Genomic DNA, 247 nt, shown 5'->3' on the forward strand with positions numbered 1-247 from the left:
GCTGACCGTCTGACTCAGAAGCAGCTTTTCGATAAGCTCCACCTGCCGACTGCACCGTGGCAGTTACTTGCCGAACGCAGCGAGTGGCCTGCGGTGTTTGATCGTTTAGGTGAGCTGGCGATTGTTAAGCGTCGCACTGGTGGTTATGACGGTCGCGGTCAATGGCGTTTACGCGCAAATGAAACCGAACAGTTACCGGCAGAGTGTTACGGCGAATGTATTGTCGAGCAGGGCATTAACTTCTCTG

The 247-nt window shown here is 54.3% G+C and carries 1 protein-coding gene; it reads left to right on the forward strand.

Annotated features, from left to right (window positions below):
* Window positions 1–247 (forward strand): ATP-grasp domain-containing protein (locus MFF64_RS37205; RefSeq protein ID WP_238194086.1); only part of this gene is annotated, 247 nt, incomplete at both ends.

Origin of the sequence: Methylobacterium frigidaeris, assembly GCF_022179185.1 — a bacterium.
GTDB lineage: Bacteria > Pseudomonadota > Alphaproteobacteria > Rhizobiales > Beijerinckiaceae > Methylobacterium > Methylobacterium frigidaeris.